The following is an 18,140-nucleotide window of genomic DNA, read 5'->3' on the forward strand; positions in this document are numbered from 1 at the left end:
CTTTTTGCGTGTTGGGGGCCGGTTTCCTTGTGATATCAAGGCGGTATGACGACGATGGTTTCCATGCCCGATACTTCGGCGATCCCGCTCCTCGAGCGTTCCTGCCGGACCTGCACCTTGTGCTGTGACCTGCCGGACATAGACGAGCTCGACAAGCCGGCCAACACGCTCTGTCGCCACTGCGTGCGCGACGAGGGCTGTATCGCCTATGCGGCGCGACCGGCGACCTGTCGTGACTTTCTCTGCGCCTGGCGAACCGACGTCGCCTTGGGGCCCGAATGGGATCCCGTCCTCAGCCACATGATGATCTATCGCCAGGGGGACCAGTTGACCGTTCTGGTCGATCCGCGCCATCCGCGGGCCTGGACGGAGGCGCCCTATCGCAGCCAGTTGCAGGATTGGGCGGGGCAAGTCGGTGCGATCGGCGGCTATGTCATCGTCTGGGTCGGGGACGAGGTGTTCAAGGTGGAGGCGTAAGGGGGCGTTCCGGTCCGAACCCGCCTTTCCCACTATGCGACAAGGGCTCGGCGATTTCTCGCCAAGCCCTTGTTTGAATTAGGATGGTGGGCGTGACAGGGATTGAACCTGTGACCCCTACGATGTCAACGTAGTGCTCTCCCGCTGAGCTACACGCCCATCCGATGGCGGCTTAAGACCACAAAACCCTTGGGCCCGTCAATAGGGATTTTTCGGTTTTGTGACGAGTTTTTAAGGCCGCCCGCAAAAGCCCTTACGCGGCAAGGAGTTTGTTGACCTCGTTGACGAGGTCGCGCAGGTGGAAAGGCTTGGAGAGGACCTTTGCGTCCTTCGGTGCCTTCGAATCGGCGTTGAGCGCGACGGCGGCAAAGCCGGTGATGAACATCACCTTGAGGTCCGGATCGAGTTCGGTTGCGCGGCGCGCCAGTTCGATGCCGTCCATCTCCGGCATGACGATGTCGGTCAGCAGCAGCGAGAAGGGCTCTTCGCGGAGACGATCATAGGCGCTGGCACCATTGTCGAAGGAAGATACCTTGTATCCCGCCTTCTCGAGCGCCTTGACCAGGAACCGGCGCATATCGTTGTCGTCTTCGGCGAGAAGAATTTTCTGAATCATGGAAGTCCGCACTCACTCATTTCCAGGGGAGGCTTTCGGGCTTTTTAGTTTCCTCTTGTGGAGTAAACATCCGGTGAAGAACCGGTTTTGCGGGCTCGAGCGCCATTTGACCCAATATGGACTTTCGCGGGGGCAACTGGCAACATGAACGACGCAAGAAGGTTGTGACTTGGTAAAAAAGAGGCAGCGTGAACGGGATGACAGGCGAATTCGAGCTGTTCGAGGTGCGCGAACCGCAAACGCAGTCGATCCCCTTCGTCTACAACTCACCCCATAGCGGGCGACGCTACCCCGCCCGCTTCCTCGACCAGTCGCGACTCGACGGCCTGGCGATCCGCCGGTCCGAGGACCATTATGTCGAGGAACTGTTCGGCGCCGCGCCCGATTTCGGTGCTCCGTTGTTGCTGGCTCATTTTCCGCGCGCCTTTGTCGATGTCAATCGCGAGCCCTATGAACTCGACCCGCGCATGTTCTTTGACCCGGTTCCGTCCTTTGCCAATATCAATTCGGTGCGCGTGGCCGGTGGGCTCGGCACCATTCCCCGCATTGTCGCGGAGAACATGGAGATCTATGCGAAGCGGCTGCCGGTCGCCGAGGCGCTGGAGCGCATCGAGGCGGTCTACAAGCCCTATCACGCCTGCCTTCGCAAGCTGATCGCGCGTACCCATGCCCGCTTCGGGTTCGGCGTGCTGGTCGATTGCCACTCCATGCCGGGCAATATCCGCATCGCCGGCAGCGGCATCCGCCCCGATTTCATCATCGGCGATCGCTATGGCACCAGCGCGTCCGCCGAACTGTCCCAGGCGGCATTGGAGTTTCTCGAGGGACTGGGCTTTGTTGCGGTGCGCAACAAGCCCTATGCCGGCGGCTTCATCACCGAACATTACGGCCGGCCGGCGCGCGGCCTGCATGCCGTGCAGATCGAAGTCAACCGCGCGCTCTACGTCGACGAGACGACCCTTGCCAAGCGCGGCGATTTCGGTGCGCTCGCCGGATCGATCGCCGTGTTCATGCAGCAAATGGCTGAATTCGTTGCCGATTATGCCGGAGATACGGCACTCGCCGCTGAATAGACGCGGCTTTTGCGCAAAAAAAACCGCGCCATGGGCGCGGCTAAGTCTAGGGAGGAAACACCCAAGGAGGGTATTTACAGTCCGGAGACTGCAGAAGAACAATATTGCTGCGACGCACAATCGTCAAGGCGCAAAAGACACTTTTTTAAGCGAGGCGCTTTTTTGTGCAGATTTTGAGGGGCAGCCCTTCCTGGCCGCGATTGCAAATCGGCGAAACTGCTTTATGAAACCGCTATCCCGATCCCTTCAACGAGCGGAAATGCCGATGCGTCCCGACCGCAGCTTCTTCAATCGTCTCGCCGATGCCGCCAAGGCCGAAACCCTGCCGCGCTTCCGCTCTCCGCTCAGCGTCGTCAACAAGGAAAAGGGCGGCTTCGATCCCGTCACGGAGGGCGATCAGGCGGCGGAGGCGGCGATCCGCGCCCTGATCGAGGCGGAATATCCCGAACACGGCATCCTCGGCGAGGAGCATGAGGATATCGGCACGGACCGCGATCATGTCTGGGTGATCGATCCGATCGACGGCACACGTGCCTTCATCTCCGGGGTTCCGGTCTGGGGCACGTTGATCGGTTTCCAGGAAAAGGGCCGCTCGGTCATGGGCATGATGGACCAGCCGTTCACCGGCGAGCGCTATTTCGCCGATGGCGAACGGTCCTGGTATAGCGGTCCCGACGGCGAGCGGCAGATCTACACGCGTGACTGCGGCGGCATGGATAACGCCATTCTCTTCACCACCTCGCCACACCTGTTCAAGGGCGCGGAAGTGGCGCGGTTCCAGGCGGTGCAGGATCGGGTCAAGCTCTTCCGCTACGGCATCGACTGCTATGCCTATGCGCTGCTGGCGGCCGGCCATGTCGATATCGTCATCGAAACGGTGCTGAAGCCCTATGACGTCGGCGCGCTGATCCCGCTGATCGAGCAGGCGGGCGGCGTGATGACGACCTGGGAGGGCGGACGTCCCGAGGCCGGGGGGCGCATCATAGCGGCTGGCAGCGCTTCGCTGCATGCCGAAGCGCTCGAAATGCTGAACGCGGCTTAAGCCTTCAGTTTTCCGAGAAGATTGGCGTTGCCGTCGTCTCGCCTGTCTCCGGCTGCGGGTCGCCGCCGGGGATGAAGGCGTCGAAGGCGGCCAGCGCCTGGGCGCGATAGCGGTCGCGTTCATGAAGGATTTCGTGCAGCGCGCCCGGCACCGGCACAAGCTGTCCGGCGCGGAAATATTGCGACAGCTTCTCTGGATAGCGGTAGGGAACGATCGGATCCTTGCCGGGCGCGATGATCACCGTCGGCACGGTGATCGAGGCGAGATGCTTCGGCGACGAGACCTGCCGGATGGTTTCCTGCGCCTCGTAGAGCCAGCGGGCGGTCGGCGGCCCGAGCGCCAGATGCGGATGGGCTTTCAGGATTTCGACATTGCGCCGGTAGCGCAGCGGGTCGGAGGTCAGCGGATTGTCGTCATAGGGCTTGGTCGGATCGTCCGAGGTCAGGCAGATCCGTCCAAAGCCGGTGAAGGTGGCGAGCGTCGCCAGCCGGTGGATGTTGTTCGGTGACAGCTTCTGCCCGCCGAGGCCGACGAAGGGCGCCGAAAGCACCATGCGCTCGATGCGGTTTGCCAGGCGCGGCGCGGCAGAAAGCGCAATCAGCCCGCCTGTGGAATGCGCCAGCAGGAAGAAGGGTAGGCGGGTATCGGGAAGGACGATCTGTTCGAGGAAGATCTCCAGATCGCGCACATAATCCGAAAAGCGGTGGACATGCCCCTTGCGGGAGTTCTTCAGCAGCCGCTCGGAGCCGCCCTGGCCGCGAAAATCGAAGGTCGCGACCCACAACCCCCGCTGGTTGAGGTCGCGGATCGTCTCGAAATACTTCTCTATGGCCTCGTTGCGACCGTGCAGCAGCACCACGGTGCCCTTGGCGACCGGGGCGTCGGAGCGAAACACCGCATAGCGCAGCTTGATGCCGCGATGGCCGGTGAGAAAGCCGACCGTCGGGCTTCCTGGGATCGGGTTGCCGGGGGTGGCGTAAAGGATGGGGTCCATGCTCGCATTCGCCGAATCGTGCGCCGGCGCAACCGCCGTTTTCCGACTATGGGATAGGAGGAAGACCCGGCAAGGTCAAAGAAAAAAGCCGGAACCTCTTGAAGGGGGGACGACGGGCGGTTCCGGCAAAGACAGGCCGGGAAGGGAAGGGACGATGTCTTCCGGCCATCGGTTGCGAGGCATCCGATGCTTCCTGTCTAGCCGCCAGGCCTTGAACCGCCCCTGAACCCCGTGTTCACGTTCAATTCATCGCGAGGACGACGCGGAGGCTGCCGGTTGGACTTGAATCCAAATGCCAAGGTTCCCATCTGAATTGCGTGATCGCCAGTCACGGGATCGCATTCCTTTCCGTCTCCGCCTCTCATGGGGTGCCGGATGAGAAAACCGCAAAACGTCGCTTCAAGGAGGACACCATGCGTCACGTTGATTTTTCCCCCCTCTACCGCTCGACCGTCGGCTTCGACCGCCTGTTCACCATGCTGGACGGCCTCGGCCAGCCGGAGCAGGCGCAGACCTATCCGCCCTACAACATCGAGCGCACCGGCGAGACCACCTATCGCATCACCATGGCGGTTGCCGGTTTCGACGAGACCGAGCTTTCGATCGAGGCCCATGCCCATGTGCTGACGGTGAAGGGCGAGAAGGCCGAAGAAGACAAGGCTGAGCAGAGCGAATTCCTCTATCGCGGCATCGCCAAGCGCGCCTTCGAGCGCCGCTTCCAGCTTGCCGACCATGTGGAAGTGCAGAGCGCTTCGCTGAAGAATGGCCTGCTGCATATCGAGCTTCTGCGCAACATTCCGGAAGCGATGAAGCCGCGCCGGATTTCGATCAGCGCCGAGGCGGTGAATGCGCCGAAGGCGATCGAGGCGCGCGTCGCCTGATCGCAAGCGCGTTCGGTTCAATCGAAAAGGGCGGCTCCCGGTGTGGGTGCCGCCCTTTTTTAATCGGTATCGTTCCGGATCGGCGGATCAGGCCAGCACGTCGAGGAAACGGTCGACATCGTCTTCCGTCGTGGCAAAGCTCGTTACCAGGCGGATCAGCATTTCGTTGTCCTGGAGCAGGTCCGGCGTTTCGGCGGGCACGGGCCAGTCGTAGAACTTGGCGCCACGCCCTTCCGCCAGTGCGGCGGCATCCTTCGTGAGCACGGCGAACACCTCGTTGGTCGTGGTGTTCCAGGCCAGCCGGCTTTTCGTAGCGGCACCTATTCCGGCGCGCAGGCGGTCGGCCATCGTGTTGGCATTGCGCGCGAGATCGAGCCAGAGACCACCTTCGAGGTAGGCCTCGAACTGCGCCGAGATGAAGCGCGTCTTGGAGAAGAGCTGGGCCGAGCGCTTGCGGATGAACGGCATTTCGCTTGCCAGCTCGGGTTTCAGGAAGATGATCGCCTCGGCGCACCAGCAGCCGTTCTTCGTCGCGCCGAAGGAGAGAATGTCGACGCCGCGTTTCCAGGTCATGTCAGCCGGGGTGGCGTCGAGCGCGACAAGCGCATTGGCGAAGCGGGCGCCGTCCATGTGCAGCGGCAGTCCGTTTTGACGTGCGACGGCGGCGATGGCCTCGATTTCGTCAAGGGTGTAGACCGTGCCGGATTCGGTCGCCTGGGTGATCGTCACCGCCATGGGGCGTCCCTGATGCACGGCACCCGGCGGAAAGCGGCCGATGGCGGCCGCCAGCGCGTCCCTGTCCATCTTGCCGCCAGGGCCATGGACGGGCACGAGGCGGCAGGCGCCGGTGAGGAATTCCGGCGCGCCGCATTCGTCGGCCGTGACATGCGCCTCGGAATGGCAGAAAGTAACGCCACCCGGCTTGGCGACGGCGGCGAGCGCCAGCGAATTGGCGGCCGTGCCGGTGCCGACGAAGAAGACGGCCACCTCGCGCTGGAACAGGTCGTTGAAGCGTTCTTCCATGCGGCGGTCGAGATCGCTCGTGCCGTAGGCCGCGGCATAGCCGGCGGCTTCGAGCGCCAGGCTCTCGGCAATCTTGGGGTGGGCGCCGGCCCAGTTGTCTGAGGCGAAGAACATGGCAATGATTCCATTTTTGCGAAGAAAATCGATCCGTCGCACCTTAGGGATTTCACCCGTCCGATCAATCCATATGCCGGCGGACCGATGTGGAATTATACGTTCGCGCAATAAGGCAAGAAGAAGTGGCGCGACTACGCAAGAAAATTACCAAAACGGAGCGGTCGTCGTAACAAAAGGGCTGGCCCCGCGTTGTTTTTTTCGAGAGACGCCTTGCGCCCTCTTGTCCTTTCTGTCATAGAAATCGTCAAAATAGGTCAGATAGATTGACCTATTTAAAGAACTCTTGAGCCGGTGCGGTTCGCTTGTCATGATGGTGAAGGCAAAATTCACCACAGTGCGGCGGCCGGGCCGGCATCGGCGCCAGCGGTTCTGGCGAGTTTCACCCGGGCTTCCGGGTCAATTGGAGGGAAGGCAATGACCATGATGACGCCATCCGACGAGAGCATCCAGGCCATCAACGCAGGCAATGGCGATGGCACGGTGCGAGCGGCCACCCATGGTCTTCCCGCCAAGCAGGGGCTCTACGATCCGAAAAACGAACACGATGCCTGTGGCGTCGGCTTCATCGCCCATATGAAGGGGCAGAAGTCGCACCAGATCGTCAAGGACGGCCTGTTCATCCTCGAGAACCTCACCCACCGCGGTGCGGTCGGGGCCGATCCGCTGATGGGCGACGGTGCCGGCATCCTCGTGCAGATCCCGGACCGCTTCTTCCGTGAGGAAATGGCACGCCAGGGCATCACCCTGCCGAAGGCCGGCGAATATGCCGTCGGCCACTTCTTCTTCCCGCAGGACGAGACGCAGATCGCGCATTTCAAGAAGATCATCGCCGAGGTCTGTCAGGCCGAGGGCCAGGAACTGATCGGCTATCGCGACGTGCCGGTCGACAATTCCTCGCTCTCCAAGGCGCCGGACATCGCCGCGACCGAGCCGCGCCATATCCAGGTCTTCATCGGTGCCGGCCGCGATGCGGCGACCCAGGAGCAGTTCGAGCGCCGGCTGTTCCTGCTGCGCAAGGTTATTTCCAACCGCATCTACGATGAGTTCAAGGGCGAGGAGACGGGTTTCTATCCGGTCTCGCTGTCATCCTCGACGATCGTCTACAAGGGCATGTTCCTCGCCTTCCAGGTCGGAGCCTATTACAAGGATCTGGCCGATCCGCGCTTCGAATCGGCCGTCGCACTCGTCCACCAGCGTTTCTCGACCAATACCTTCCCGTCGTGGAAGCTGGCGCACCCGTATCGCATGGTGGCCCACAATGGCGAAATCAACACGCTGCGCGGCAACGTCAACTGGATGGCGGCGCGTCAGGCGTCGGTCTCCTCGCCGCTGTTTGGCTCCGACATTTCCAAGCTCTGGCCGATCTCCTACGAAGGCCAGTCGGATACCGCCTGTTTCGACAACGCGCTCGAATTCCTCCAGCGCGGCGGCTATCCGCTGGCCCATGCCGTCATGATGCTGATCCCGGAAGCCTGGGCCGGCAATCAGTTGATGGCGCCTGAGCGCAAGGCATTCTACGAATATCACGCAGCCCTGATGGAGCCGTGGGACGGGCCGGCCGCGGTCTGCTTCACCGACGGACGCCAGATCGGCGCGACGCTCGACCGCAACGGCCTGCGCCCCGCTCGCTATCTTGTCACGGACGACGACCGCGTCATCCTGGCATCCGAAGCCGGCACGCTGCCGGTGCCGGAGGAGCGCATCGTCAAGAAGTGGCGGCTGCAGCCGGGCAAGATGCTCTTGATCGACATGCAGGAAGGCCGCATCATTTCCGACGAGGAAGTGAAGTCCAAGCTCGCCGGCAGCCATCCGTACCGCGAATGGCTCGACCGCACGCAGCTGATCCTCGAGGACCTGAAGCCGGTGGAGCCGAGGGCGCTTCGCCGTGACGTCTCGCTGCTCGATCGCCAGCAGGCCTTCGGCTACACCACCGAGGACACCAAGCTCCTGATGTCGCCGATGGCCACCACCGGCCAGGAAGCGATCGGCTCGATGGGCACCGACACGCCGATTTCCGCCATGTCGAGCAAGTCGAAGCTGCTCTACACCTATTTCAAGCAGAACTTCGCCCAGGTCACCAACCCGCCGATCGACCCGATCCGCGAGGAGCTGGTGATGAGCCTGGTGTCGTTCATCGGTCCGCGCCCCAACATCCTCGACCATGCCGGCATGGCGCATGCGAAACGTCTCGAGGTGCGCCAGCCGATTCTCACCAATGGCGACCTGGAAAAGATCCGCTCGATCGGTCATACCGAGGACCGCTTCGACACCAAGACGCTCGACTTCACCTATGATGCCGAGCGCGGCGCCGAGGGCATGCCGGAAATGCTGGAACGGCTGTGCGAGCGGGCGGAAGCCGCGGTTCGTGGCGGCTATAACATCATCGTCTTGTCCGACCGCCAGCTCGGTCCGGACCGCATCGCCATCCCCGCGCTGCTGGCGACCGCCGCCGTGCATCATCATCTGATCCGCAAGGGGCTTCGCACCTCCGTCGGCATCGTCGTCGAATCGGGCGAGCCGCGCGAAGTGCATCATTTCTGCTGCCTGGCCGGCTACGGCGCGGAAGCGATCAACCCCTATCTCGCCTTCGACACCCTGCTCGACATGCACAAGCATGGCGAGTTCCCCAAGGAGGTGTCGGAAGACGAAGTCGTCTATCGCTTCATCAAGGCGGTCGGCAAGGGCATCCTCAAGGTCATGTCGAAGATGGGCATTTCGACCTACCAGTCCTATTGCGGCGCGCAGATCTTCGATGCAATCGGCCTGTCTTCGGACCTGGTGGAGAAGTACTTCTTCGGCACCGCGACGACGATCGAGGGCGTCGGCCTGGCCGAGATCGCCGAGGAAACCGTCGCGCGCCACAAGTCGGCCTTCGGCAAGGACCCGATCCTCGCCAACACGCTCGACATCGGCGGCGAATATGCCTACCGCATGCGCGGCGAGAACCATGCCTGGAGCCCGGACTCGATCGCGGCGCTCCAGCATGCTGTGCGCGGCAACAGCCGGGACCGCTACCGCGAGTTTGCGGAGATGGTCAACGAGTCGTCGCTGCGCCTCAACACCATCCGTGGCCTCTTCAAGATCAAGGGAGCGGAAGCGCTCGGACGCAAGCCGATTCCGATCGACGAGGTCGAGCCGGCGGTCGAGATCGTCAAGCGCTTCTCGACCGGCGCCATGTCCTTCGGCTCGATCAGCCGCGAGGCGCATACCACGCTCGCCGTCGCCATGAACCGGATCGGCGGCAAGTCGAACACCGGTGAAGGCGGAGAGGAAAGCGATCGCTACCTGCCGCTGATGAACGGTGCGGCGAACCCAGAGCGTTCGGCGATCAAGCAGGTGGCCTCCGGCCGCTTCGGCGTCACCACCGAATACCTGGTCAATGCCGACGTGCTGCAGATCAAGGTGGCGCAGGGCGCCAAGCCCGGTGAGGGCGGTCAGCTGCCCGGCCACAAGGTCGATGCGACGATCGCCAAGACCCGTCACTCGACCCCGGGTGTCGGCCTGATTTCGCCGCCGCCGCATCACGACATCTATTCGATCGAAGACCTGGCCCAGTTGATCTTCGACCTGAAGAACGTCAATCCGGTGGCCGACATCTCGGTCAAGCTCGTCTCGGAAGTCGGCGTCGGCACCGTTGCCGCGGGCGTCGCCAAGGCTCGTGCCGATCATATCACCATCTCGGGCTTTGACGGCGGAACGGGCGCATCGCCGCTCACCTCGCTCAAGCATGCCGGTTCCCCCTGGGAAATCGGTCTGGCCGAAACCCAGCAGACGCTGGTGCTCAATGGTCTTCGCTCGCGCATTGCGCTTCAGGTCGATGGTGGCCTGAAAACCGGCCGTGACGTCATCATCGGGGCGCTGCTCGGCGCCGACGAGTTCGGTTTTGCCACCGCGCCGCTGATCGCAGCCGGCTGCATCATGATGCGCAAGTGCCATCTCAACACGTGTCCCGTCGGTGTCGCGACCCAGGATCCGGTGCTGCGCAAGCGCTTCAAGGGTACGCCGGAACACGTCGTCAACTATTTCTTCTTCGTCGCCGAGGAAGTGCGCGAGATCCTCGCCTCGCTGGGCGTTGCCCGGCTCGACGAGATCATTGGCGCCTCCGAACTGCTGGAGAAGGAAGATATGCTGGCGCACTGGAAGGCCAGGGGGCTCGATTTCTCCAAGATCTTCCACAAGGTGGAGGCACCGAAGCCGGCAACCTACTGGACCGAGCGCCAGAAGCACCCGATCGACGACGTGCTCGACCGCAAGCTGATCGAAAAGGCCATGCCGGCTCTCGAGGCAAAGCAGCCGGTGGTCTTCGACGTCGACATCAAGAACGTCGACCGGTCGGCCGGCGCCATGCTGTCGGGCGAGCTTGCCAAGCGCTACGGCCACAAGGGCCTGAAGGACGACACGATCCACGTGACGCTCAACGGCACTGCCGGCCAGTCGTTCGGCGCCTTTTTGGCCCGCGGCATCACGTTTGACCTGGTGGGTGACGGCAACGACTATATCGGCAAGGGCTTGTCGGGCGGCCGCATCATCGTTCGCCCGCCGGAAAACGCCCGGATCGTCGCCGAGGAGTCGATCATCGTCGGCAATACGGTTCTCTACGGCGCGATCGCCGGCGAGTGCTATTTCCGCGGCGTGGCCGGCGAGCGTTTCGCCGTGCGCAATTCGGGCGCTGTTGCCGTCGTCGAGGGCGTGGGTGACCACGGCTGCGAATACATGACCGGCGGCGTCGTGGTCGTGCTTGGCCAGACCGGTCGCAACTTCGCGGCCGGCATGTCTGGCGGCGTCGCCTATGTGCTGGACGAGAGCGGAGACTTCGCCTCCCGCTGCAACATGGCGATGGTCGAACTCGAGCCGGTTCCGGAAGAGGACGACATGCTGGAGAAGCTGCACCATCACGGCGGCGACCTCATGCACAAGGGCTTGGTCGACGTATCAGGCGACATGACCCGCCATGACGAGGAGCGGCTCTACCAGCTGATATCGAACCATCTGCATTACACGGGCTCGGCCCGCGCCAAGCAGATCCTCGACAACTGGGCAGGTTTCCGTCCGAAGTTCCGCAAGGTCATGCCGGTCGAATACCGGCGTGCACTGGAGGAGATGGAGCGCATGCGCATGGGTGTCGCGGCGGAGTAACCGCCTTTCGAAGCCGTCCCGCCGGTCATTCGGCGGGGCATTCTTCGGGCACGGGAACCGTGCCGTCCACGAGATATTGAGCAGGATCAGACTATGGGCAAGGTTACAGGTTTTATGGAAATCGACCGGCAGGTGATGAAGTACCAGCCGGCATCCGACCGCATCCGCCATTTCCGCGAATTCACCATTCCGATGTCGGACGCCGAGGTTACCAAGCAGGCGGCACGCTGCATGGATTGCGGCATTCCGTATTGCCACGGTCCGACCGGTTGCCCGGTGCACAACCAGATCCCCGACTGGAACGACCTCGTCTACAACAACAAGTGGGAAGAGGCGATCCGCAACCTCCACTCGACCAACAACTTCCCGGAATTCACCGGTCGCGTCTGTCCGGCTCCGTGCGAGGAAGCCTGCACGCTGAACCTCGAAGACATGCCGGTGGCCATCAAGACGGTCGAGCAGGCGCTCGCCGACAAGGCCTATGAACTCGGCTTCATCGTGCCGCAGCCGGCAACGGTTCACACCGGCAAGAAGGTGGCGATCATCGGCTCCGGCCCGTCGGGCATGGCGGCCGCCCAGCAGCTCGGCCGTGCCGGCCACGAGGTGCATGTGTATGAGCGCGAGACCAAGCCCGGCGGCCTGCTGCGTTACGGTATTCCGGACTTCAAGATGGAGAAGAACTTCATCGACCGCCGTGTCGAGCAGATGGAAGGCGAAAACGTCACCTTCCATTGTGGCGTCAATGTCGGCGTCGACGTCAAGGTCGAAAAGCTGCTGTCGGACTATGATGCGGTTCTCTACTGCGGCGGTTCGGAAACCCCGCGCGAGGCCGGTATTCCCGGCGCGGATTTCCAGGGCGTGTATGACGCCATGCCCTATCTGGTACAGCAGAACCGTCGCGTCGGCCGCGAGAATGTCGACAGTGTCGGCTGGCCGTCCGATCCGATCCTCGCCGGCGGCAAGCACGTCGTCGTCGTCGGCGGCGGCGATACGGCATCCGACTGCGTCGGCACGGCCTTCCGCCAGGGCGCCGTCAAGGTGACCCAGCTCGACATCCGTCCGCGTCCGCCGGAAACCGAGGACAAGCTGGCCGTCTGGCCTTTCTGGGCGACCCGCATGCGCACCTCGTCGTCGCAAGCCGAAGGGGCGATCCGCGAGTTCCAGGTCGGCACCCTCGAATTCGTCGGCGAAGACGGCGTGTTGACGGGTGTGAAGTGCTGCCAGGTGGACGACAAGCGCAAGCCGATCGCCGGTTCGGAGTTCATCATCAAGGCCGATCTCGCCTTCATCGCCATCGGCTTCCGCGGTCCCTTCGGCGACGGCGTGCTGAACGAACTCGACGGCAAGCTGACGCTCAACACCGACCGCCGCGGCTCGACCAATGTCGTTGCCAATGATCGCGACTACAAGACTTCGGTCGACAAGCTGTGGACGGCGGGCGACGTGCGTCGCGGCCAGTCGCTGGTCGTCTGGGCGATCCGCGAAGGGCGCCAGGCAGCGCGCGCCATCGACGAGGCGCTGATGGGCGCCAGCGTTCTTCCGCGCTGAAGGACTGCATAAAGCCTCAGGGCCGCGCATGTCGCGGCCCTTTTCATTTCTGCGGGGTTTCGGTCCCTGGAACACGCAAGTCGTCGACGCGGCCGGATGGCGGCGGCGGCAGGGTGCCGTTCTTGACCAGCTGGTCGCGGGGCGTGGGAGTTGCTGCGACTGGCAAGGGCGCCGCGCCGAGCAGTTCCGTCGCCCCGTCGAGTTCGGGGTCGAAGAGATCCATCGGCTGCGTCTTGACGATGTTCTGAATTTCCGACGGCGGCAGATTGATCAGTTCGGGCAGGTTGCTGGCATCGAGGCGGACGAGATCCGGGCTCGTCATGTCGCCGAGCAGGCGGCGAGCCGATTTCTCGACGTAGAAGGCCAGCTTGCGCTTTCCCGCCGCCGTCAGGTTGATGCCGTCGGTGCCGCGAAGGCGAACCTGCTGGCCGTTTATGTCCGAGCCGGTGATGATGAAGCGTCCCTCCTGGTCGACGAAGCCGTCCCAGACGTCGATGAACTCCCCGCCGATGCGCTCGACAGCGCGGCGATAGACGGCGTTGAGCGTTAATGCGTCAGCCGTCATGTTCTGCGGGCGAAAGGCGGGCAAGCCGACCCACAGCAAGGGGATCTTGGCGTCCGTGACGATCTTGCCGAAGGCGGTTACGCGCCGCTCGTATTCCTGGAACCACTCCTCGGTGCGGAAATTGAGCTTGCCGGAAGCCGTGACCATCTGCTGCCGGTCGTTGGCGCCGATGTCGATGATGACGATGGCGGGCTTGGCTTCGGCAATCATGGCCGGCAGTTCCGCCTGCCAGTCATAATAGTCCGTCCTGACAAGACCCGACGAGCCGTTGCTGCGCTCGTCGATCACGACGCCGGGCGAGGCTAAGAATGCCTCGGTCAGGCCCGTCGCCAGGCCGTCCGCGACGAAGTCGCCGACCACCAGGACCTTTCGGGCATTGTCGATCTTCGGCGCCGGCGGTGGCGGTTCAGGCGCTGTCGTGATGCTGGTGACGCTTTTCGTCTGCTTTTTCACCGGGCGCGGCGGCTTTGCCTTCCGTGGCGGCGGGGGCTCAGGATAGCGTTGCTCGCGCGTGCCGAAAAACAACTCGATCAGATTGCGCGGCTGGCGCGTCTGCTGGGCCATGGCCGTGCTGGCAAACACCGACACGGCGAGGAAGGCCAACGCCAACGCGCCGGCCATCCAGCCCCGAGCGCCCATATTTCGCCGCGTCTGCCGCATCCCGGTGGTCGTCCTATTCGTGCCGCACTATCCGTTCCGGCTGAAGCGGATATGTGAGGCGGGCATGTGCAATTGTCAATTGCGCAGCTTGTCGAGCAGATCCTTCGACGGCTGGCCGTCGGTGGTCATGCCGAGGCGTGTCTGGATGGCGGTGATTGCGGCCCTCGAGCCGGAGCCGAAATTGCCGTCGATCTCGCCATCGTAGTAGCCGAGCGCCTGCATGCGGCTCTGCAGCTCGAACTTTTCCTTGATGTCGAGGCTGCCATCCGGCCGTGGCCATGCCTGCTGCATGCCGCCATAGCCCGCGATCTCGTCGGCGAGCAGGCCGACGGCCAGCGCGTAGCTGTCGGCCGCGTTGTAGCGCTTGATGACGAAGAAATTCTTGGTCATCAGGAAGCCTGGACCGTTAGCGCCGCCCGGCATCTTCAATTCGGCCCGCTGCGCGCCGTTCTTGAAGCCCTTCCCGCTCGGCCGCACGAAGCCGAGCGCCGCCCATTGGGCCAGCGTCTTGGTCTTGCCGGCATGGGCGTGACCGCCCTTCGGCATGACCGCCTCGTAGCCCCAGGTCTGGCCTGTCTGCCAGCCGTTCTTCGCCAGGAGGTTGGCGGAAGTGGCGAGCGCGTCGGGTACAGAGTGCCAGATGTCCTTGCGGCCGTTGCCGTCGGCATCGATCGCATAGAGCAGGTAGCTCGACGGGATGAACTGGGTATGGCCCATGGCGCCCGCCCAGGAACCCATCAGGTTCTTCGACGACACGTCGCCATTCTGCAGCATCTTGAGGGCGGCGATCAGCTGGCTCTTGGCATATTTCGACCGCTTCGAATCGGCATAGCCGAGGGTCGCCAGCGCCCGCGGCACGTGGTGCAGCCGGTCCGGGCTTTCGAGTGCTGCGCCGTAATTGGATTCCATCGACCAGATGGCAAGCAGCACATTCCGGTCGACGCCGAAATGGCGCTCGAGCGCGGCCAGCGTCGAGCCGTATTTCGCCGCCATCTCGCGACCGATCTTCACCGTGTAGGGGTTGACGCGCGAATCCAGGTAATCCCAGATCTGCGACTTGAATTCCGGCTGGTAACGAGCCTTTTCCAGCACGAAGGGATCGGGCTCCGACACCCCGGCGAAGGCCAGGTTGTATGTCTTCTGGCTGATGCCGCTCTTGGCGGCGGTCGAGTAGAAGCCGTTGATCCATTTCTTGAATCCGGCGTCTGCCGATGCCGGCCCGGGCAGGAGGCCGGCGGCGATGGAAATGGCAATGGCTCCGAAAAGCCTGCGATTTTGTCTCGTCATGGGAACATCCCCGCTCTGTTACGGTTCTTTTCCAGCCCAACTGAAGGCTGTTCAGCCTAGGTTAAGGCAACAGCGTCAACAAAGTCTTTACCATGGTGAAGGGCCTCGTCAAACCTTTGCGAAATGGTAGAGAATATATAGTAGTGGGCGGGTGCGTATTGAAGGCGCCCTGGCAGAATCCTCGAGGAGGAATGAGTGGTTCAACGAAATAGACTCCGCAAAGCCGTTTTCCCCGTTGCCGGTCTGGGCACGCGCTTTCTTCCGGCTACCAAGGCTGTGCCGAAGGAAATGCTGACGGTCGTCGACAAGCCCGTCATCCAATACGTGGTCGATGAGGCCGCGGAGGCCGGTATCGAGCATTTCGTCTTCGTCACCGGGCGCGGCAAGGGTGTCATAGAGGACTATTTCGACATCCAGTACGAACTGGAACAGACGCTGAAGGCGCGCAACAAGAATGCCGAGTTGACGCTGCTCTCCGGCCTGTTGCCGAAGGCGGGTTCGGCGAGCTTCACCCGTCAGCAGGAGCCCCTCGGGCTCGGCCATGCCGTCTGGTGCGCTCGCGACATCGTCGGCCGCGAACCCTTCGCGCTGCTTCTGCCCGACATGATCATGCGCGGCGAAAAAGGTTGCCTCAAGGGCATGGTGGAGCTTTACGACAAGGCTGGCGGCAATATCGTCGCGGTCGAGGAATGTGCGCCCGACCAGACCCATAAATACGGTATCGTCGGCGTGGGCGAGGCGCTCGAGGGCGGCTTCAAGATTACCGAGATGGTCGAGAAGCCCGCCAAGGGAACCGCACCCTCCAATTTCTTCATCAACGGCCGCTACATCCTGCAGCCGGAAATCTTCGCCATTCTCGAGACCCAGGAGCGTGGCGCCGGCAACGAGATCCAGCTCACCGACGGCATGCTCAAGCTCGCCAGGGAACAGGCGTTCGCCGGCTATCACTTCAAGGGCCAGACCTTTGATTGCGGCGCCAAGGACGGTTTCATCCTCGCCAATGTCTCCTTCGCCATCGAACGCGCCGATATCCGGCCGATGATCGAAGAACCGCTGAAGGCGCTGCTGGCCGCCCTGAAGTAAGGACGATCGGCCTTCAAATGACAAAGCCGCGTCCGGCAAGGGCGCGGCTTTTTTATGCCCGCGGTTGCGGTCAGCGCTTGGCGGTCAGTCCGATCGAGGAGGTCAGTACATTGCTGCCGTCCGATCCGCTCCGCGTCGTGCGCTCGTATTCGACATCGGTCGTCAGGTCGAGGTAGCGGTTGATGCTCCAGGTGAGGCCGGCGCCGGTGGTGTAAGTCGTGGAGTCTTGGGTTGCCGCGCTGTCCGGATATCGGGTCCATTCCACGGCATTGGCAAGCCGCAAGACGAGATTGCTGCGCAGCTGATGCTGAACCTCGGAATTGAGGGCATAGATCACCGAGCCGTTGAGGCCCGCGGTGGTCGAGGGATCGATCGTCGTCGACAGCCCAAGGTCGACATCGGTGCCCTGATGTGGCGACCATGTGACATTGCCGTCGACGGTGAGCGCTGCGAGATCATCGAGGCGGCTGTCGTCAAATCGCTGGCGTTCGTAGCCTATGCCCAGTTCGCCCTTCAGCTTGTCGCCGAAATCGGCGGCAATCCCGCCCCTGGCGGCATAGGTGTCGGCGGAGCGGGCGTAGCCGGACGTGTCCTGCTTCTCGTCATAGGTGACCTTGCCGATCGCCACCTCGACGAAAGGCGTCAGCGCCGGTGAGATTTCATAACCGATGCGCCCGCGCAACTCGCCGGCCAGGCGATCGCGATCGCTGAGCGACAGGGTGGTGCCGTCGGAGAGTTCGGCATCGGAATACTGGAAGCGGGTGAGGTCGGCGGCGATCGTGCCGCGCAGCCGGCCGAAATCATGCTCAACGGAGAGGCCGCCGTTATATTGATGAATGCCGGACTGGACCGAGGCGCCGGAGATGGCGTTCGGATCATCGCTATCCTCGCGGCTGAAGGCGTATCCGCCCTTGATATGGGCGACCGTATCGTCGGCAAGATCGAGACGCAGGTCGGCATTGACGTTGGCGCGCGGGTCGGTGGCGCCGTCGCCGGAGAGGTTCTTCTGCCAATAGCCCTCCGCGCCGATGGTCAACTCGTGGCGGGACCAGTCGGTCGTCAGCGTTCCCTTGAGGCCCGTTTCGGATAAGGTGCGGTTTTCCTTCTCGCCGCCGCTGCTGGTCCGCTCATGCACGAGCTTCTCGCTGATCGAGGGGCGCAGCACCATGGTACCCAGACGTACACCTTCGCTGCCCGTGTCGCGGCGTGTTCGCAACGCCGTCGGGTCGTCCAGCGTCGTTTCGCGCAGGTTCTGGCGGACAAGGTCGAGCGGTTGGGTCTCGGCGTCCGGATCCTCCGGGAGCAGTGCGGGGTCGGTGCCGTTTATGTCTGTCGTGCCGTCGACGCCGGCTGTCGTGGCGGTGGTGGTCGGGTCGACGGTGGTCCCGGTCGCCGTCGTGGCCTGCGGACTGGCAGCAGCGCGGCTGGATGGCGACGTCCATGTCGTGGACTGCGTCGCAGTCTGTGCCAGTGCTGGTGGGACAAGGCCGAGAACGCCGCAGGCCAGAAGGCCGGCCGACAGGGCGGACATCTTGCGGCGTGCAGATTCCGCTTCGGTCTTTGCGTTCTCAATCATCTGGACTTCGCCCGGCAATACTGAAATGCTTACCTAAACGTAAAGTCTAGCGCGCTTCTACA

The 18,140-nt window shown here is 62.9% G+C and carries 13 protein-coding genes and 1 tRNA gene; 7 read left to right on the plus strand and 7 right to left on the minus strand.

Annotation, left to right across the window (positions count from 1 at the left end):
• Positions 1–63: 63 nt before the first annotated feature.
• Entirely contained in the window at positions 64–477 is a 414-nt protein-coding gene (locus DYZ14_RS05420) for a hypothetical protein (RefSeq protein WP_195949835.1), read from the plus strand.
• An 84-nt stretch (positions 478–561) separates the two neighbouring features.
• Here the strand turns inward: DYZ14_RS05420 and DYZ14_RS05425 are convergent.
• Both DYZ14_RS05425 and cpdR1 read right to left on the minus strand, forming a co-directional pair.
• Positions 562–636: transfer RNA gene (locus tag DYZ14_RS05425), tRNA-Val, on the minus strand.
• 94 nt (positions 637–730) lie between these two features.
• Positions 731–1,093, minus strand: coding sequence for a response regulator CpdR1 (gene cpdR1, locus DYZ14_RS05430; protein ID WP_115669735.1), 363 nt, complete (start codon positions 1,091–1,093; stop codon positions 731–733).
• A 197-nt stretch (positions 1,094–1,290) separates the two neighbouring features.
• Between cpdR1 and DYZ14_RS05435 the strand changes: the two genes are divergently transcribed.
• Both DYZ14_RS05435 and hisN read left to right on the plus strand, forming a co-directional pair.
• A complete protein-coding gene (locus tag DYZ14_RS05435) occupies positions 1,291–2,166 on the plus strand; it encodes an N-formylglutamate amidohydrolase (RefSeq protein WP_154719799.1) in 876 nt (291 codons plus the stop codon).
• Between the two features lie 265 nt (positions 2,167–2,431).
• Positions 2,432–3,208, plus strand: a complete 777-nt coding sequence (gene hisN / locus DYZ14_RS05440) for a histidinol-phosphatase (protein WP_154719746.1) — start codon at positions 2,432–2,434, stop codon at positions 3,206–3,208.
• 4 nt (positions 3,209–3,212) lie between these two features.
• On the opposite strand, the gene DYZ14_RS05445 is transcribed toward hisN, so the two are convergent.
• Complete coding sequence (locus tag DYZ14_RS05445) at positions 3,213–4,202, minus strand: alpha/beta fold hydrolase (protein WP_154719747.1); 990 nt, start codon at positions 4,200–4,202, stop codon at positions 3,213–3,215.
• A 413-nt stretch (positions 4,203–4,615) separates the two neighbouring features.
• Here DYZ14_RS05445 and DYZ14_RS05450 point away from each other — a divergent pair, with 413 nt between their 5' ends.
• Positions 4,616–5,083 (plus strand): Hsp20 family protein, encoded by a 468-nt coding sequence (locus DYZ14_RS05450; RefSeq protein WP_154719748.1) that lies wholly within the window; start codon positions 4,616–4,618, stop codon positions 5,081–5,083.
• A gap of 87 nt (positions 5,084–5,170) precedes the next feature.
• Here the strand turns inward: DYZ14_RS05450 and DYZ14_RS05455 are convergent, their stop codons facing one another.
• The gene (locus DYZ14_RS05455) at positions 5,171–6,220 is read right to left on the minus strand and encodes a threonine aldolase family protein (RefSeq protein WP_154719749.1); all 1,050 of its coding nucleotides are present in this window, start codon (positions 6,218–6,220) and stop codon (positions 5,171–5,173) included.
• A 417-nt stretch (positions 6,221–6,637) separates the two neighbouring features.
• Between DYZ14_RS05455 and gltB the strand changes: the two genes are divergently transcribed.
• Entirely contained in the window at positions 6,638–11,359 is a 4,722-nt protein-coding gene (gene gltB / locus DYZ14_RS05460; RefSeq protein WP_154719750.1) for a glutamate synthase large subunit, read from the plus strand.
• Positions 11,360–11,452: 93 nt separating this feature from the next.
• The gene (locus DYZ14_RS05465; RefSeq protein ID WP_115669729.1) at positions 11,453–12,907 is read left to right on the plus strand and encodes a glutamate synthase subunit beta; all 1,455 of its coding nucleotides are present in this window, start codon (positions 11,453–11,455) and stop codon (positions 12,905–12,907) included.
• 43 nt (positions 12,908–12,950) lie between these two features.
• Here DYZ14_RS05465 and DYZ14_RS05470 read toward each other — a convergent pair whose 3' ends face one another.
• Together DYZ14_RS05470 and DYZ14_RS05475 are read right to left on the minus strand one after the other, a co-directional pair.
• Positions 12,951–14,132, minus strand: a complete 1,182-nt coding sequence (locus DYZ14_RS05470) for a DUF459 domain-containing protein (protein ID WP_154719751.1) — start codon at positions 14,130–14,132, stop codon at positions 12,951–12,953.
• Between the two features lie 75 nt (positions 14,133–14,207).
• Positions 14,208–15,419 carry a lytic murein transglycosylase gene (locus DYZ14_RS05475; protein WP_154719752.1) on the minus strand — a complete coding sequence of 404 codons (1,212 nt, stop codon included), beginning with the start codon at positions 15,417–15,419 and terminating at the stop codon, positions 14,208–14,210.
• Positions 15,420–15,614: 195 nt separating this feature from the next.
• On the opposite strand from DYZ14_RS05475, the gene galU reads away from it, so the two are divergent.
• Positions 15,615–16,502, plus strand: a complete 888-nt coding sequence (gene galU, locus DYZ14_RS05480) for a UTP--glucose-1-phosphate uridylyltransferase GalU (protein ID WP_115669726.1) — start codon at positions 15,615–15,617, stop codon at positions 16,500–16,502.
• A 70-nt stretch (positions 16,503–16,572) separates the two neighbouring features.
• Here galU and DYZ14_RS05485 read toward each other — a convergent pair whose 3' ends face one another.
• Positions 16,573–18,078, minus strand: coding sequence for an outer membrane beta-barrel protein (locus DYZ14_RS05485; protein WP_154719753.1), 1,506 nt, complete (start codon positions 18,076–18,078; stop codon positions 16,573–16,575).
• Positions 18,079–18,140: the final 62 nt, after the last annotated feature.

This window comes from Ciceribacter sp. T2.26MG-112.2 (assembly GCF_900492205.1).
Lineage (GTDB): Bacteria > Pseudomonadota > Alphaproteobacteria > Rhizobiales > Rhizobiaceae > Allorhizobium > Allorhizobium naphthalenivorans_A.

Excerpts from the sequence above, each read along its gene's own strand:
- DYZ14_RS05420 (WP_195949835.1), top strand. The coding sequence starts at position 64 with ATGCCCGATACTTCGGCGATCCCGCTCCTCGAGCGTTCCTGCCGGACC.
- cpdR1 (WP_115669735.1), bottom strand. The coding sequence starts at position 1,093 with ATGATTCAGAAAATTCTTCTCGCCGAAGACGACAACGATATGCGCCGG.
- DYZ14_RS05435 (WP_154719799.1), top strand. The coding sequence starts at position 1,291 with ATGACAGGCGAATTCGAGCTGTTCGAGGTGCGCGAACCGCAAACGCAG.
- hisN (WP_154719746.1), top strand. The coding sequence starts at position 2,432 with ATGCGTCCCGACCGCAGCTTCTTCAATCGTCTCGCCGATGCCGCCAAG.
- DYZ14_RS05445 (WP_154719747.1), bottom strand. The coding sequence starts at position 4,202 with ATGGACCCCATCCTTTACGCCACCCCCGGCAACCCGATCCCAGGAAGC.
- DYZ14_RS05450 (WP_154719748.1), top strand. The coding sequence starts at position 4,616 with ATGCGTCACGTTGATTTTTCCCCCCTCTACCGCTCGACCGTCGGCTTC.
- DYZ14_RS05455 (WP_154719749.1), bottom strand. The coding sequence starts at position 6,220 with ATGTTCTTCGCCTCAGACAACTGGGCCGGCGCCCACCCCAAGATTGCC.
- gltB (WP_154719750.1), top strand. The coding sequence starts at position 6,638 with ATGACCATGATGACGCCATCCGACGAGAGCATCCAGGCCATCAACGCA.
- DYZ14_RS05465 (WP_115669729.1), top strand. The coding sequence starts at position 11,453 with ATGGGCAAGGTTACAGGTTTTATGGAAATCGACCGGCAGGTGATGAAG.
- DYZ14_RS05470 (WP_154719751.1), bottom strand. The coding sequence starts at position 14,132 with ATGCGGCAGACGCGGCGAAATATGGGCGCTCGGGGCTGGATGGCCGGC.
- DYZ14_RS05475 (WP_154719752.1), bottom strand. The coding sequence starts at position 15,419 with ATGACGAGACAAAATCGCAGGCTTTTCGGAGCCATTGCCATTTCCATC.
- DYZ14_RS05485 (WP_154719753.1), bottom strand. The coding sequence starts at position 18,078 with ATGATTGAGAACGCAAAGACCGAAGCGGAATCTGCACGCCGCAAGATG.